The organism is Azospirillum mesophilum (genome assembly GCF_053470405.2).
In genome coordinates, this window is sequence record NZ_JBPXMQ020000053.1 from 19,497 (window position 1) to 33,340 (window position 13,844).

General features: G+C 69.4%; 13 protein-coding genes and 1 pseudogene. 6 read left to right on the top strand and 8 right to left on the bottom strand.

Annotation, left to right across the window (positions count from 1 at the left end):
* The first annotated feature begins 174 nt into the window (after positions 1-174).
* The 5 genes from ACSVC7_RS29050 (at position 175) to ACSVC7_RS29070 (ending at position 5,125) form a co-directional block, all read left to right on the top strand.
* Entirely contained in the window at positions 175-1,434 is a 1,260-nt protein-coding gene (locus ACSVC7_RS29050) for an ABC transporter substrate-binding protein (RefSeq protein ID WP_448208075.1), read from the top strand.
* A gap of 8 nt (positions 1,435-1,442) precedes the next feature.
* A complete protein-coding gene (locus ACSVC7_RS29055; RefSeq protein ID WP_448208074.1) occupies positions 1,443-2,345 on the top strand; it encodes a carbohydrate ABC transporter permease in 903 nt (300 codons plus the stop codon).
* Positions 2,346-2,349: 4 nt separating this feature from the next.
* Positions 2,350-3,171 (top strand): carbohydrate ABC transporter permease, encoded by an 822-nt coding sequence (locus ACSVC7_RS29060; RefSeq protein ID WP_448208073.1) that lies wholly within the window; start codon positions 2,350-2,352, stop codon positions 3,169-3,171.
* Between the two features lie 4 nt (positions 3,172-3,175).
* Positions 3,176-4,252, top strand: a complete 1,077-nt coding sequence (locus tag ACSVC7_RS29065) for an ABC transporter ATP-binding protein (protein ID WP_448208072.1) — start codon at positions 3,176-3,178, stop codon at positions 4,250-4,252.
* A 75-nt stretch (positions 4,253-4,327) separates the two neighbouring features.
* Positions 4,328-5,125 carry a DeoR/GlpR family DNA-binding transcription regulator gene (locus tag ACSVC7_RS29070; RefSeq protein ID WP_448208071.1) on the top strand — a complete coding sequence of 266 codons (798 nt, stop codon included), beginning with the start codon at positions 4,328-4,330 and terminating at the stop codon, positions 5,123-5,125.
* 155 nt (positions 5,126-5,280) lie between these two features.
* Here ACSVC7_RS29070 and ACSVC7_RS29075 read toward each other — a convergent pair whose 3' ends face one another.
* The 4 genes from ACSVC7_RS29075 to ACSVC7_RS29090 form a co-directional block, all read right to left on the bottom strand.
* Entirely contained in the window at positions 5,281-5,847 is a 567-nt protein-coding gene (locus ACSVC7_RS29075) for an NADPH-dependent FMN reductase (RefSeq protein ID WP_448208070.1), read from the bottom strand.
* Positions 5,848-5,873: 26 nt separating this feature from the next.
* A complete protein-coding gene (locus ACSVC7_RS29080; RefSeq protein ID WP_448208069.1) occupies positions 5,874-6,875 on the bottom strand; it encodes a glutathione S-transferase family protein in 1,002 nt (333 codons plus the stop codon).
* A gap of 90 nt (positions 6,876-6,965) precedes the next feature.
* Positions 6,966-7,547: a YceI family protein gene (locus ACSVC7_RS29085; protein WP_448208068.1), complete on the bottom strand. Its 582-nt coding sequence runs from the start codon at positions 7,545-7,547 to the stop codon at positions 6,966-6,968.
* A gap of 39 nt (positions 7,548-7,586) precedes the next feature.
* Positions 7,587-8,432 (bottom strand): hypothetical protein, encoded by an 846-nt coding sequence (locus tag ACSVC7_RS29090; protein WP_448208067.1) that lies wholly within the window; start codon positions 8,430-8,432, stop codon positions 7,587-7,589.
* Positions 8,433-8,524: 92 nt separating this feature from the next.
* Between ACSVC7_RS29090 and ACSVC7_RS29095 the strand changes: the two genes are divergently transcribed.
* The gene (locus ACSVC7_RS29095) at positions 8,525-9,427 is read left to right on the top strand and encodes a LysR family transcriptional regulator (RefSeq protein WP_448208066.1); all 903 of its coding nucleotides are present in this window, start codon (positions 8,525-8,527) and stop codon (positions 9,425-9,427) included.
* Positions 9,428-9,553: 126 nt separating this feature from the next.
* On the opposite strand, the pseudogene ACSVC7_RS29100 reads toward ACSVC7_RS29095, so the two are convergent.
* The 4 genes and pseudogenes from ACSVC7_RS29100 to ACSVC7_RS29115 form a co-directional block, all read right to left on the bottom strand.
* Positions 9,554-9,931, bottom strand: a pseudogene (locus ACSVC7_RS29100) (YkvA family protein); the annotation flags it as partial.
* A 12-nt stretch (positions 9,932-9,943) separates the two neighbouring features.
* Positions 9,944-11,041 carry an ABC transporter ATP-binding protein gene (locus ACSVC7_RS29105; protein ID WP_483508985.1) on the bottom strand — a complete coding sequence of 366 codons (1,098 nt, stop codon included), beginning with the start codon at positions 11,039-11,041 and terminating at the stop codon, positions 9,944-9,946.
* Complete coding sequence (locus ACSVC7_RS29110; RefSeq protein WP_448208064.1) at positions 11,034-12,716, bottom strand: ABC transporter permease; 1,683 nt, start codon at positions 12,714-12,716, stop codon at positions 11,034-11,036. The genes ACSVC7_RS29105 and ACSVC7_RS29110 overlap by 8 nt, the downstream gene beginning before the upstream one ends.
* 22 nt (positions 12,717-12,738) lie before the next feature.
* The coding region (locus ACSVC7_RS29115; protein WP_483508986.1) for an ABC transporter substrate-binding protein at positions 12,739-13,844 on the bottom strand (1,106 nt) is incomplete at its 5' end.

Sequence of the window (13,844 nt, forward strand, 5' to 3'; positions counted from 1 at the left end):
TCTTCACGCAGCGCCGACCCTGAATCATTCGTCATCCCCGCGAAGGCGGGGATCCAGGGCAAACAAGCACGTCTGTGCGGAGTTTTCTGGATCCCCGCCTTCGCGGGGATGACAGCAGGAAAGCGGCGTTCCGTTGCGCACGGCAATCAAGGCCCCCACACGGATTGGACCTCCATGGCGCGGCTGTGTGCGTTCATCCTCGCCTGTCTGCTGGCAACGCCCGCCGCCGGGGCGACGATCACGCTTGCGTGCAGCGGGCTCGGCATCGGGTTCGACCTCTGCCGCGACGGGGCGCAGAGCTGGGCGAGGCGGACCGGCAACGAGGTGCGCTTCGTTTCCCCGCCGAAGGGGGCGGGGGAGCAGCTGGCGCTCTACCAGCAACTTCTCGCGGCGGGGTCGGCGGACATCGACGTGTTCCAGATCGACGTGGTCTGGCCGGGCATCCTCGGCGCCTATTTCGTCGATCTGCGGGACCGGGTCGGGCCGGACACCGTCGCGCGCCATCTGCCCGCGATGATCGACGCCGCGACGGTCAAAGGGCGGCTGGTGGCTCTGCCCTGGTTCGCCGACGTGGGCCTGCTCTACCTGCGCAAGGATCTGCTGGACAAATACGGCCGCCCGGTCCCGGAGAGCTGGGAGGAGCTTCAGGACACCGCCGCCCTGATCCAGAAGGCGGAGCGCGCCGCCGGCAACGACCGGATGTGGGGCTTCGTCTGGCAGGGCCGCGCCTATGAGGGGCTGACCGTCAACGCGCTGGAGTGGGTGGCGAGCCGCAACGGCGGCACCATCGTCGATCCGGACGGCACCATCACCATCGACAACCCGCGCGCGGCGGAGGCGCTGACCATCGCCAAGGGCTGGGTCGGCGCCATCAGCCCGCCCGGCGTCCTGAACTACATGGAGGAGGAGGCGCGCGGCGTCTTCCAGTCCGGCAACGCCGTCTTCATGCGCAACTGGCCCTACGCCTGGACGCTGGTCAACGCGCCGGACAGCGCCGTGCGCGGCAAGGTGGCCGTGGCGCCGCTGCCGAAGGGCGGACCGGACGGGCGGCACGCGGCAACGCTCGGCGGGCAATTGCTGGCGGTCAGCAAATTCTCGCCCCATGTGGCGGAGGCGGTGGACCTCGCCCGCCACCTGACCAACGCGGCCGAGCAGAAGCGCCGCGCCATCCACGGCGGCGTCAACCCGACGATCCCCAGCCTGTATGAGGACCCGGAGGTGCTGGCCGCCAATCCCTTCCTCGCCGATCTGGCGAAGTCGGTCGGCAACACGGTCAACCGCCCGGCCCAGGCAACGGGCATGCGCTACAACCAAGTCTCCTCGGAGTTCTTCAGCAACGTGCACGAGGTGCTGACCGGCCGGCGCGGCGCCAAGGAGACGCTGGCCGACCTGAAGGACGCGCTGGTGCGCGTCAGCCGGGGCGGGCGATGGTGAGCCGGGTGGTGAGCCGCCCCCCACTGTCCGGACTGACGCGGCAGCGCCGCCGGTCGGCGTGGCTGTTCCTGGCGCCCATGCTGGTGGTGCTGGCGGCGGTGGCCGGCTGGCCGCTGGTGCGGACGGTCTTCTTCTCCTTCACCGACGCGACGCTCGCCACGCTGGAAGACTACGGGGGCGTCGGGCTCGACAACTATCTGTGGCTGATGCGTGACCCGGTTTGGTGGCGGGCGGTGGGGAACACCCTGCTGTTCACCGTGGTGTCGGTGGGGATCGAGACGGTGCTGGGGCTGGTCGTCGCGCTGGCGCTGAACGCGCATCTGCCGGGGCGCGGGCTGCTGCGCGCCGCCGTGCTGATCCCCTGGGCCATCCCGACCGTGGTGTCCGCCCAGATGTGGGGCTGGATGTTCCACGACCTGTATGGGGTCGTGAATGAGGTGTTGTTGGGGTTGGGGGTGATTTCCCAGCCCAGGGCCTGGACGGCGGACCCGGACCTTGCCCTGCCGGTGGTCATCGCGGTGGACGTGTGGAAGGCCACGCCCTTCATGGCGCTGCTGATCCTTGCGGCCTTGCAGATGCTGCCCGCCGACCTCTACGAGGCGGCGCGGGTGGACGGGGTGCATCCGGTGACGGTCTTCTTCCGGATCACCCTGCCGCTGATCCGGCCGGCGCTGATGGTGGCGGTGCTGTTCCGCACGCTGGACGCGCTGCGCGTGTTCGACCTGATGTACGTCCTGACCGGCAACAGCCGCTCCACCATGTCCATGTCGGTCTACGCCCGGCAATATCTGATCGACTTCCAGGACGTGGGTTACGGCTCGGCGGCGGCGACCGTGCTGGTGCTGGTCCTGGCGCTCGCCACCGTCCTGGCGATCACGCTGGGGCGGGTGCGCTTCGATGCGGGAGGGTAAGGCCGTGCGTCTTCGGCATCTCGGCTTCGGCATCCTGGTCCTGGGCATCGTCGTCTACGCGGTGTTCCCCTTCTACTGGGCCATCGTCACGTCCCTGAAGGCCGGCAGCGCGCTGTTCACGGTGGAGGTTTGGCCGGCGCACCCCTCGCTGGAGAATTACGCGGCCATCTTCCGGCAGCAGCCCTTCGGGCGGAACATCCTGAACTCGCTGGGCGTGTCGCTGGCGGTGGTCGCGCTGTCGCTGGGGCTGGCCGTGGCGGCGGCGTTTGCCCTGGGGCGGGTGCGGTTCCGGGGGCGGACGCTGTTGCTGCTGGTCGTGCTGGGCGTGTCGATGTTCCCGCAGGTGGCCGTGCTGTCGGGCCTGTTCGAGCTGGTGCGCTGGCTCGGCCTCTACAACCGGATGGGGTCGCTGGTGCTGTCCTACATGATCTTCACGCTGCCCTTCACCGTGTGGGTGCTGACCACCTTCATGCGCGAACTGCCGAAGGAGTTGGAGGAGGCGGCGATGGTGGACGGGGCGTCGCCCTTCGTGATCGTGACGCGGGTGTTCCTGCCGCTGATGGGGCCGGCGCTGGCGGCGACGGGGCTGCTGGCCTTCATCGCCGCCTGGAACGAGTTCCTCTTCGCCCTGACCTTCACCCTGACCGACGAGGCGCGCACCGTGCCCGTCGCCATCGCGCTGATGTCCGGTGCCAGCCAGTACGAGCTTCCCTGGGGCCAGATCATGGCGGCGTCGGTGGTGGTGACCGTGCCGCTGATCGTCCTGGTCCTTGTGTTCCAGCGCCGCATCGTCTCCGGCCTGACCGCCGGGGCGGTGAAGGGGTAGGGCCATGGCCGGCGTCACGCTGCGCGGGGTGCGCAAAAGCTTCGGCCGGATCGAGGTCATCCACGGCGTGGACCTGGACATCCGCGACGGGGAGTTCGTGGCCTTCGTCGGCCCGTCGGGCTGCGGCAAGTCCACCCTGCTGCGCCTGATCGCCGGGCTGGAGGACGTGAGCGACGGCGACCTGTCCATCGACGGCGCGCGGGTGAACGACCTTCCCCCGGCCAAGCGCGGCATCGCCATGGTGTTCCAGTCCTACGCGCTCTACCCGCACATGACGGCCTACGACAACATGGCCTTCGGCCTGACGCTGTCGCGCACGGCGAAAGGCACTATCGAGGAGCGTGTGCGCGCCGCCGCGCGCCTGCTTCAGATCGAAAACCTGCTGGACCGCAAGCCGCGCGACCTGTCCGGCGGGCAGCGCCAGCGTGTCGCCATCGGCCGCGCCATCGTGCGGGAGCCGAAGGTCTTCCTGTTCGACGAGCCGCTGTCCAACCTCGACGCGTCCTTGCGCGTGCAGATGCGCATGGAGATCGCCAAGCTGAAGGAGGACTTGCGCGCCACCATGATCTACGTGACCCACGATCAGGTGGAGGCGATGACGCTCGCCGACCGGATCGTGGTGCTGAACGCCGGCCGGGTGGAGCAGGTGGGAAGCCCGCTGGACCTCTACCACCGGCCGCGCAACCGCTTCGTCGCGGGCTTCATCGGCTCCCCCGCCATGAACTTCCTGGAGGTGCCCGTCGCGGCGGGGGAGGGCGGGGCGGTGACGGTCGGGCTTCCCGGCGGCGGCGCCCTGCGCGTGCCGGTGGATGGGGCACCGCCCCCGGCGGGAACGCGGCTCACCCTCGGCGTCCGGCCGGAGCATGTGGACGTGCGGGCGGACGGGGACGGCGTGCCGGCCTCGGTTCTCGCCGTGGAACGGCTGGGCGGGGAGACGCACTGCCACATCGGGCTGGAGGACGGGCAGCGGATGCTGGTGCGGCGCGAGGGCGACCTGCCGGTCCGGGCGGGCGATCGTCTGCGTTTGAACCTGCGCGGCGAAACCGCGCATCTGTTCGATGACGCGGGCCTAAGGCTGTAATCCTGCCGGCCGGGGACGCGGTTCCGGTTTCGAATGACGTTGCGCGCGAACCTGCCTTGCTGGTTGAATGCCCCCATGGAGACCGTGACCCCCCGGCAGACCGAGATCCTGGCGCTCGCCCGCACCCAGGGGCGCGTGATGGTGGAGGATCTGGCCGCGCGCTTCAACGTCACGCCCCAGACCATCCGCAAGGACCTGAACGAGCTGTGCGACCGCCGCCTGCTCCAGCGCGTGCATGGCGGCGCGGTGGCGGGCTCCGGCATCGAGAATCTGGGCTACGAGGCGCGGCGCCTGATCGCCCAGGACGAAAAGCGCGCCATCGGCCGCCGCGCGGCGGAGCTGGTGCCTGACAACTCCTCCCTCTTCATCAACATCGGCACGACGACGGAGGAGTTCGCCCGCGCGCTTCAGGGCCGGTCGGGGCTGGTGGTCATCACCAACAACATCAACGTCGCCAACATCCTGCGCCCCGAACCGCACATCGAGGTGATCGTGGCCGGCGGCGTCGTGCGGCGCTCGGACGGCGGCATCGTGGGGGAGTCGGCCATCGACTTCTTCAACCAGTTCATGGTCGACTTCGCGGTGATCGGCGCCTCGGCCATCGACGAGACCGGGGCGCTGCTCGACTTCGACTACCGCGAGGTGCGCGTGTCGCAGGCGATCATGGCGAACGCCCGCCACGTCGTGCTGGTCGCCGACCGCAGCAAGCTGGAGCGCACCGCACCGGTCCGCATCGGCCACATCTCGCAGGTCCACAGCTTCGTGACCGATGCGCTGCCGAGCGAACGCCTCGCCCGCATCTGCCGCGAGTCCGGCGTGCGGGTGGAAGAGGTCTTCCCGGAAGCGGAGCGGACGGAGCCGGTGGAGCCGTAGGACACACGGAATTCTTCAGCGTTCTTGGCCCCCTCCCTAACCCTCCCCCGCTGCGCGGTGGAGGGGACTGCCGCCGCTTCGCAAAAGCCCCCTCCACCTCGAAGAGGGGGAGGGTTGGGGAGGGGGCAAACGTACCCCGATCACCAGCCCTCGGATCAAACCTTCGCGCCGCGCAGCAGCCTGACCTCCGCCAGCAGGTCGTCGATGGCGGCCAGCGCGAAGGTCAGCGCGGCCTGATCGGCCAGACGGCCGTCCTTGATCTTTTCGTGCACGGTGCCGATGACGACCTGCGGGCGGGCGATGACGCGGCCCATCATGCCGGACAGGGTCTCGCGCATCTCGTGCTGGGCGCGCACGCCGCCGGTGAAGGCGGGGGAGGCGGTCATGATCAGGATCGGCTTGCCCTTGACCGGCGACTGCATGGCCGGACGCGACGCCCAGTCCAGCGCGTTCTTCAGCACGCCGGACATGCCGTAATTGTATTCCGGGGAGATGACGACCAGCCCGTCGGCCTCCGCGATGGCCTCGCGCATGGCGCGGGGGGCGGCGGGGGTGTTCTCCGCGTCCAGGTCGGGGTCGTAGGGCGGGATCTCGTGCAGCGGGAACAGCGTCAGCTCCGCCTTGCCGCCGAGATTTTCGGCCAAGGTCTGCAGCACCGTCGTGCAGTGGGAGTTGCGGCGGATGCTGCCGGAAATGCCGAGCAGGCGGATGGTGTCGGTCATGGGTGTCGTTGTCCTTCGATGCGGTGTCAGTCCCGGCTCCAGATGCCCCGGCCGGGCAGCCGGTCGCGGTCGTGCGGACGGTCGAGATCCAGCGCCGGCCCCTTCGGCACGATCAAGGTGGGGTTGATCGCCGGATTGATGTAGTAGCCGGCCTTGATGTGGGCGAGGTTCACCGTGCCCCGGATGCCGGGCCACTGGTACAGCTCCCGCAGGTAGTTCGACAGGTTCGGGTAGTCCTCGATCCGCCGGAGGTTGCACTTGAAGGCGCCGTGGTAGGCGGTGTCGAAGCGCACCAGCGTCACGAACAGGCGCCAGTCAGCCTCCGTCAGGTGCTGCCCGGCCAGATAGCGGCTCTCCGACAAGCGCTCCTCCAGCCGGTCCAGCGTGGCGAACAGGCTGTCGAAGGCCTCGTCGTAGCTGGCCTGCGACTTGGCGAAGCCGCAGCGGTACACGCCGTTGTTGACGTTGGGGTAGATCAGCTCGTTCCAGCCGTCGATCTCCGCCCGCAGCGGTTCCGGGTACAGGTCCAGCCGGTTGCCGGTCAGCCGGTCGAAGGCGTGGTTCAGCATGCGCATGATGTCCGCCGACTCGTTGTTCACGATGCGGCGTTCCTTCTTGTCCCACAGCACGGGGACGGACACCTTGCCCGTGTAGGTCGGGTCGGTGGCGGTGTAGAGCCGGTGATGGTGGCGGAACTTCCCCACGCCCTCGCCGCCGTCCTGCTCCTCCGCATAGACCCAGCCGTCCTCGCCGATGACCGGCTCGGCGACCGACAGGCCGATCAACCCCTCCAGCCCCTTCAGCGCGCGGACGATCAGCGAGCGCGAGGCCCAGGGACACAGGTAGGAGACGTAGAGGTGATAGCGCCCGGCCTCCGCCGGCAGGGTGGGGGTGCCGTCCGGGCCGGGGCCGCCATCCGGCGTGATCCAAGTCCGGAAGCGGGTCGGCTCCCGATGGAAGGCGCCGTTCTTGATCTCGCTTTCGGCGATGGGACCCTTGACCCACTCGCCATTCACCAACTGCGGCATGCCGGCCCCCGCGTCGACGGTAAAGAAAAGTCGATGTGGAAAGGGACCGGCGAACCGGTCCCTTCCAGGTTCAACAGGCGAGAGGGCGCTTTACGCCTTCACGGCCTCGGCCTCGATCAGCAGGTCGATGTCCTCGCTGATGTAGGGGGCGCCATACTTCATGCCGAAGTCGGTGCGCTTGACCTTGCCGCGCGCGGAGAAGCCGACCGTCTCCTGCTTGCTGGCCGGGCTGACGCCGTCCTTGTTGAAGGTGACGTCCAGCACGACCGGCTTGGTGACGCCCAGCAGGGTCAGGTCGCCGTAAAGTTTGCCGGTCTTGTCGCCGGTCTTCTCGATCTTCGTGCTCTTGAAGGTCATCTTCGGGAACTCCTTCGCGTTGAAGAAGTCCGGGGAGCGCAGATGCTCGTCGCGCTTGGCGTGGTTGGTGTCGACGCTGGCGGTGTCGACGGTGACGGCGACGGTGCTCTTCTCCACGGCGTCCTTGTCGAAGGACAGGTCGCCTGCCGCCGTGTTGAAGCGGCCGATCAGGTTGGAGAAGCCAAGGTGGTTGACGATGAACGCCACGCTCAGGTGGGCCGGGTCGATCTTGTAGGCGACCGGCGCGGCCGACGCCGGAACGGCGGCGCCGAAGGCGGTGGCGAGCAGAGCGGCGGCGAACAGGGTCTTCTTCATGATGGATGGAACTCCGGGGATGAGAGGATTTGGAAGGGTTCAGTAGGGCGACGCTTCCGCGCCACCGAGCAGGTAGGCCGCACCGATGGCGGCGAGCGCCGGCAGGATGGCCGCGACCGTGACCGCCGCCGTTCCGACCGCCCGGCCGACACCGGTGTCGGGCAGGGGCAGGCGGGAGCGCAGGCCACCGGCGAGAAGGGCGGGCAGGGCGATCAGCAGAACCGCGGCCTGCGTCTGGGTGAACAGCGCCAGGATGCCCGACAGCAGCACGGGAAGGCCCAGCGCCACCCGGCCCGACAGGCCCCAGCCGTGGCGCTCGACCGGCCAGTTCCACAGCAGGAACCCGCCGGTGGCTGCGGCCAGCGCCAGCGCCAGCTGCGCGACCGACGCCGAGGAACCGATCAGCGCCGTCCCACCGACCGCCAGTGCCAGCGCCAGCAGGGAGGCTGCGGGCGCCGCCGCCCCCTCGGACCGGCCCGGCAGCCGGCCGAAGGCGACCCAGGCGCCGACCACCAGCAGGACCAGCAGCGTCAGGCCGGCCACCAGGGAGTCCAGCGCCGGCAGGGCGATCCAGACCAGAGAGGCGGCCAGCCACGCCGCGACCAGCGTAGAGCCGGCCCGGCCCTTCAGCCCCGCCGCATCGGCCGCGACGCCGAGGACGAGACCGGCAGCGGCGGACCAGAACAGCTTGCCCATGCTCGACGGCGGGGGCAGGGCGGGGACGCCGACAACCAGCGCGAAGACGGCCAGGAAGGTCAGCCCGATGCCCGCCACGGCCAGAAGCCGACCCGGAAGCAGCCTGTGCAGGATGCCCACGGCCAGCACACCCAGAAGGAGCGGCAGGACGCTGGATTGGACGAAGGGGTCGTGCAGAAGATCGGTCATGCGGAACGCCAACAGGTCGGTTGAGCTTTCCGAAAAAGCCTACGATGTGCTTCAGTAAGCGGGAATTCGCAAACTTTGCAGAAAGCCTCTGCATGAACGAGCAGGACAACTGGGACGATCTGCGCTACCTGCTGGCGGTCGCGCGGCACGGGTCCCTGTCGAAGGCGGCACGTGCGCTGGGCGTGAACCACAGCACCGTGCTGCGCCGGGTCACCGCGCTGGAGGAGGCCATGGGCGTGCGCCTGTTCGACAAGCTGCCGGGCGGCTATGTCCTGACCGCCGCCGGCGACGAGATGCAGCGGGTCGCCCTGAAGGTGGAGGAGGATCTGGCCGCCGCGAACCGCCGCCTGTCGGGCCGCGACACGCAGATCGGCGGCACGCTGCGGGTCACCACCGTGGACATCCTGGCGCTGCACATCCTGCCCCGGCACGTCGCCGCCTTCCGGGAGCGGCATCCCGCCCTGCGCATCGACGTGATCGTGGCCGAAGCCTCGCTCAGCCTGACCCGGCGGGAGGCGGATGTGGCGATCCGCTCGACCAACCGGCCGCCGGAAAATCTGGTGGGACGCGCCGTGGCCGGGCTGGCCTTCGCCGTCTACGGCGCGGAGACCTACCTGGAGCGGGCGGCTGGCCTGGGTGACGACCTCACCCGGCACGGCTGGGTCGGGCTGGACGAGTCCTTCGACCACACCGGCATGATGCGCTGGCTGAAGCGGACCGTCCCGGCGGATCGGATCGGCCACCGGATGAACTCCGTCGCGGCGGCGTTCCAGATGGTCCGGGCGGGAGGCGGGCTGGGGCTGCTGCCCTGCGGGCTCGCCGACCGGGACCCCGGCTTGCGCCGGATTGGCGGGCTGGTGGAGGAGGTCTTCACGAAGCTCTGGCTGCTGACCCACGAGGATTTGCGCCACATGGGCCGCGTGCGCGCCTTCCTGGACTTCATGAGCGACGCGTTCGCGGAGGAGCGGGATTGGCTGGAAGGGCGGCGGAGGTGAGGAACGCCGCTGGCCCCCTCCCTAACCCTCCCCCTCTTCGAGGTGGAGGGGACTGCCGCCGCTTTGCGACAGATCCCCTCTCCCGCGAAGCGGGGGAGGGTTAGGGAGGGGGCAACACCGCCCCAGCTACGACACCCCACGCGGCCACAACCACCACAGCAGCACCCCCGCCCCCAACACCCACAGCGCGACGATCACCGCCGCCCCCGCCTTGCTGACCGGGCGCTTGCCCGTCCGCGCCTCGGCCGCCGCGCGGTGTTCGGCCAGCACCTCCGGCGGGATCAGGCGGATGACCAGCAGGATTCCGAGCGGCACCAGGATCACATCGTCCAGATAGCCCAGCACGGGGATGAAGTCGGGGATCAGGTCGATGGGCGACAGGGCGTAGGCCGCGACGCAGAGCGCCGCGACGCGGGCGTACCAGGGCGTGCGCGGGTCGCGGGCGGCCAGCCAGATCGCGACCACGTCCCGCTTCACCCCGCGCGCCCAACTCTTCAGCCGCGCGAGCGTGGTCATTCAGAACACCCAGACGCGGTCCTGCGGGAACTCCAGCCAGTGGCGTCCGGGGTCAAGGGCCTGTTCGCCATAGGCGCGGACCTTCAGCGGCCCGCGGTGGAACAGATACTCCCACCGCTCGCCCAGATACATGCTGGTGACGAGCTCGAGCGCCAGCCGGTTCGGGCCGGGGCCGTCGGCGGGGCGCACGGACTCCAGCCGCACGATGCCCGTCGCCGGACCGCCCACCACCATACCACCGGCCGCCCTCTCGGCCCGCAGGCGGCCCCACAGCAGGGGCTCGTCCCCGCTGCGGCCCTCGACGGCCAGCGCGGCGTAGCCGTCGCGCTGCTCGGCGATGGTGCCCTCGATGCGGTTGTTGGCGCCCATGAACTCCGCCGCGAACAGGGTCTTCGGCGCGCCGTACATCTCCTGCGGCGTCCCTTCCTGCTCCACCACCCCGGCGTTCAGCAGGAGGATGCGGTCGGCGATGGCCATCGCCTCCACCTGATCGTGGGTGACGCAGAGCGCCGACAGGTGCAGCGTCACGATCAGCTCGCGCAGCCAGGCCCGCGCCTCCTCCCGCAGCTTGGCGTCGAGGTTGGACAGCGGCTCGTCCAGCAGGATCACCGGCGGCTTGTAGACCAGCGCGCGGGCCAGCGCCACGCGCTGCTGCTGCCCGCCGGAGAGCTGGTGCGGGTAGCGCTCCGCGTGCTTGCCCAGGCCGATCTGGTCCAGCGCAGCCTGCACGCGCTCCCGCATCTCCTCCCGGCCGGTGCCGCGCAGCTTCAGGCCGTAGGCGACGTTGTCGAACACGGTCTTGTGCGGCCACAGCGCGTAGGACTGGAAGACGAGGCCCAGGTTGCGCTTTTCCGCCGGCAGGTCGATGCGCGCGTCGGCCCCGGCCCCGGCATCGAACACCGGCTTGCCGCCCAGCGTGATGCGCCCGGCGTAGGGCTGCTCCAGCCCGGCGACGGCGCGCAGCAGGGTCGTCTTGCCGCTGCCCGAGGGGCCGAGCAGGGCGACGACCTGCCCGCGCTCCAGCCCCATGCTCACGCCCTTCAGGATCTCGAACCCGCCGAGGCGCAGGTGGATGTTCTCGACGGCCAGCTCAGCCATGCAGGCGCACTCCCAACCGCAGGGCGGCCAGCAGGCCCGCCCCGACCATTGCGACGTTGATCACGGACAGGGCGGAGATCAGGTCGATGTCCCCCGTCCCCCACAGCGAGACGAGCAGGGAGCCGATGACCTCCGTCCCCGGCCCCAGCAGGTAGATGCCGGTGGAATACTCGCGCACGAAGGTCATGAAGATCAGCAGCCAGCTGCCCAGCATGCCGAAGCGGATCAGCGGGATGGTGATGTCCCGGTTGACCCGGTGCGGCCCGGCGCCGACCACCCGCGCGCCCTCCTCCAGCTCCGGCCCCACTTGCAGCAGCGCCGTGCTGATGAGGCGCATGCCGTAGGCCAGCCACACCACCGTGTAGGCGATCCAGACGCTGACCATCGTGCTCTTCAAGGCGCCCAGCCCCGGCACGAACAGGAAGATCCACAGGATGGCGAGGCCGGCGACCAGCCCCGGCATGGCGCGCGGCACCAGCACCAGGAAGTCCAGGAAGCGCGTCCAGCCCGACGGCCAGCGGTGCGCGGCGAGGCTGATGGCCGTGTAGCAGGCGACCGACAGCGCGCCGCCGATCACGCCGATGCCCAGCGTGTTCAGCACGCCCCGGATCAGGTTCGGGTATTCCCACAGGTCGCGGTAGTGGGCGAGCGTCAGCTGGTCGGACAGGGTCACCCCGCGTCCCCAGCTGCTGACCACCGAACGCAGGCCGATGCCGGCCAGCGGCACGACGACGGTGGCGACCAGCCACAGCGCCAGGATCGCCAGCGCCAGCCACTTCCACCCGCCAAGCTTCAGCGGAGTCTGCCGCGCACCCTTGCCCTTCAGCGTGACGTATTTCCCGGCCTGCCGCAGCAGGCGGCGTTGCAGGATCACCAGCGGGAAGGTGACGAAGACCAGCGCCACCACGACCACGGCCATCAGCTGGTAGGACGGCGTGCCCAGCAGGTTGGTCAGCTTGTAGAGGTAGGTGGACATCACCAGGATGCCCTGCGGGTCGCCCAGCACCAGCGGCAAACCGAACAGCTCGAACCCCAGGAAGAAGACCAGCACGCCGGAATAGAGCAGCGCCGGCATCACCATGGGCAGGCTGACGTCCAGCGCCACCCGCCACGGCCCCGCCCCGCCGATGCGCGCCGCCTCCTCCAGATCCGACGACACCCCGCGCAGGGCGGAGGAGGCGTAGAGATAGACGTGCGGGACATGCGTCAGGCCGGCGACCAGCACCAGCCCGTAGATGGAATAGATGTCCCAGGGCACGAAACCGAACAGCGCTTCCGCCGGCAGCGACAGGAAGCCGACCGGTCCCGCCGCCACCACATAGCCGAAGGCCAGAACCACCGGCGACAGGAAGACCGGCAGCAGCAGCAACGGCTCCAGCCAGCGCCGGCCCGGCAGGTCGGTGCGCACCATCAGGAAGGCCAGCAGCCCGCCCAGCGGCACGGCGATGGCCGTCATGCCGGTGGCGATCATCAGGGAATTGAGGAAGGCGGCGTGGAAGTCCTCGTCGTTCAGGACATAGTCGTAGGCCGACAGGGTCCATTGAACCCTGGGCGCGAAGAAGGGGTTGTCGAGGAAGCTCTGGTAGAAGACCAGCGCCAGCGGTGCGAGCACCACCAGCGCGGTCACCAGGATCACCGACACCCGTGCCCAGTTGTTGGGCCAGTTCTGGGGCATATGCGTGGTTCCCGGTCGGGCGTCACTTGCCCTGCATGGCCTGCTGCCACTGCTTGATGAAGGTCAGCCGCTTGGTCTGGTCCAGGTAGGTCAGCAGCTCCGGCCCGACGCGGATCGGCTTCACCTTGTCGCCGAGCTGCGCGTTGACCGCCCGCGCCGTCGCCTCGCCCTCCACGTCCTCGCGGATGGAGTACAGCTCCGCCTGGTTGGCGACCAGCGTCTGCCCGCGCTTGGACAGCATGTAGTCCATGAAGAGCTTGGCGGCGTTCGGGTTCTTCGCCCCCTTCGGGATGAAGGCGATGCGCGACATCACCAGCGTGTAGTCCTGCGGGTAGACGATGCCGATGCTCGGGTCCTTCTTCGACCGGGCCAGCGCGTAGGAGCCGAAGATGTTGTAGCCGATGAGGTGCTCGCCCGACGACACGCGCTCCAGCATCGCGCCGGCGGAGGTGTAGAGCTTGATGCCCGCCTGCCCGAAGGCGCGGAACAGGTTGCGGGCGTCCGGCCACGCGGCGGCGTCCTGCGTCACGAACAGGAAGCCGACGCCCGACCGCTCCGGATCGTAGGCGGTGACCTTGCCCTTGTACTCGGCCGTCTTGGCCTTCAGCAGCTTTTCCAGGTCGGCGTGCGTCTTCGGCACGTCGCCGTCGGGCACGAGGCGCTTGTTGTAGATGAAGGTGACCGGCTCGAAGGTCGTGCCGAAGGCCTCGTTCTTCCAGACCGACCATTCCGGCAGGGCCTTCAGCTCCGGCGTCTGGTAGGCCTGGGCGTAGCCGTCGTTGACCAGCTTGATCTGCAGGTCCATGGCCGAACTCCACAGCACGTCCCCCGTGCCGGCGTTGGCTGCCGCCTCGGAGATGAAGCGGTTGTAGAGTTCGGTGGAGTTGAGGTCGTTGTACTCCACCGTGATGTTGGGGTAGAGCGCCTTGAAGTCGTCGAGCAGCGGCCGCACCTGGGCCGCGTCCGTGGACGAGTAGACGACGACCTTGCCTTCCTTGTTGGCGGCGGCCACCGTGTCCTTGTAGGACGCCGGATAGCCGGCCGGCAGGTCCTGGGCCGCCGCCGGGCCGGCCGTCAGAGCGGCCAGACCGAGCGCGGCGACGGCCCCAAGCAGAATCCTGCGCACCT

Bases quoted from the DNA above. Each gene is read 5' to 3' on its own strand.
- ACSVC7_RS29050 (WP_448208075.1), top strand. From the start codon at position 175: ATGGCGCGGCTGTGTGCGTTCATCCTCGCCTGTCTGCTGGCAACGCCC.
- ACSVC7_RS29065 (WP_448208072.1), top strand. From the start codon at position 3,176: ATGGCCGGCGTCACGCTGCGCGGGGTGCGCAAAAGCTTCGGCCGGATC.
- ACSVC7_RS29070 (WP_448208071.1), top strand. From the start codon at position 4,328: ATGGAGACCGTGACCCCCCGGCAGACCGAGATCCTGGCGCTCGCCCGC.
- ACSVC7_RS29075 (WP_448208070.1), bottom strand. From the start codon at position 5,847: ATGACCGACACCATCCGCCTGCTCGGCATTTCCGGCAGCATCCGCCGC.
- ACSVC7_RS29080 (WP_448208069.1), bottom strand. From the start codon at position 6,875: ATGCCGCAGTTGGTGAATGGCGAGTGGGTCAAGGGTCCCATCGCCGAA.
- ACSVC7_RS29085 (WP_448208068.1), bottom strand. From the start codon at position 7,547: ATGAAGAAGACCCTGTTCGCCGCCGCTCTGCTCGCCACCGCCTTCGGC.
- ACSVC7_RS29090 (WP_448208067.1), bottom strand. From the start codon at position 8,432: ATGACCGATCTTCTGCACGACCCCTTCGTCCAATCCAGCGTCCTGCCG.
- ACSVC7_RS29095 (WP_448208066.1), top strand. From the start codon at position 8,525: ATGAACGAGCAGGACAACTGGGACGATCTGCGCTACCTGCTGGCGGTC.
- ACSVC7_RS29105 (WP_483508985.1), bottom strand. From the start codon at position 11,041: ATGGCTGAGCTGGCCGTCGAGAACATCCACCTGCGCCTCGGCGGGTTC.
- ACSVC7_RS29110 (WP_448208064.1), bottom strand. From the start codon at position 12,716: ATGCCCCAGAACTGGCCCAACAACTGGGCACGGGTGTCGGTGATCCTG.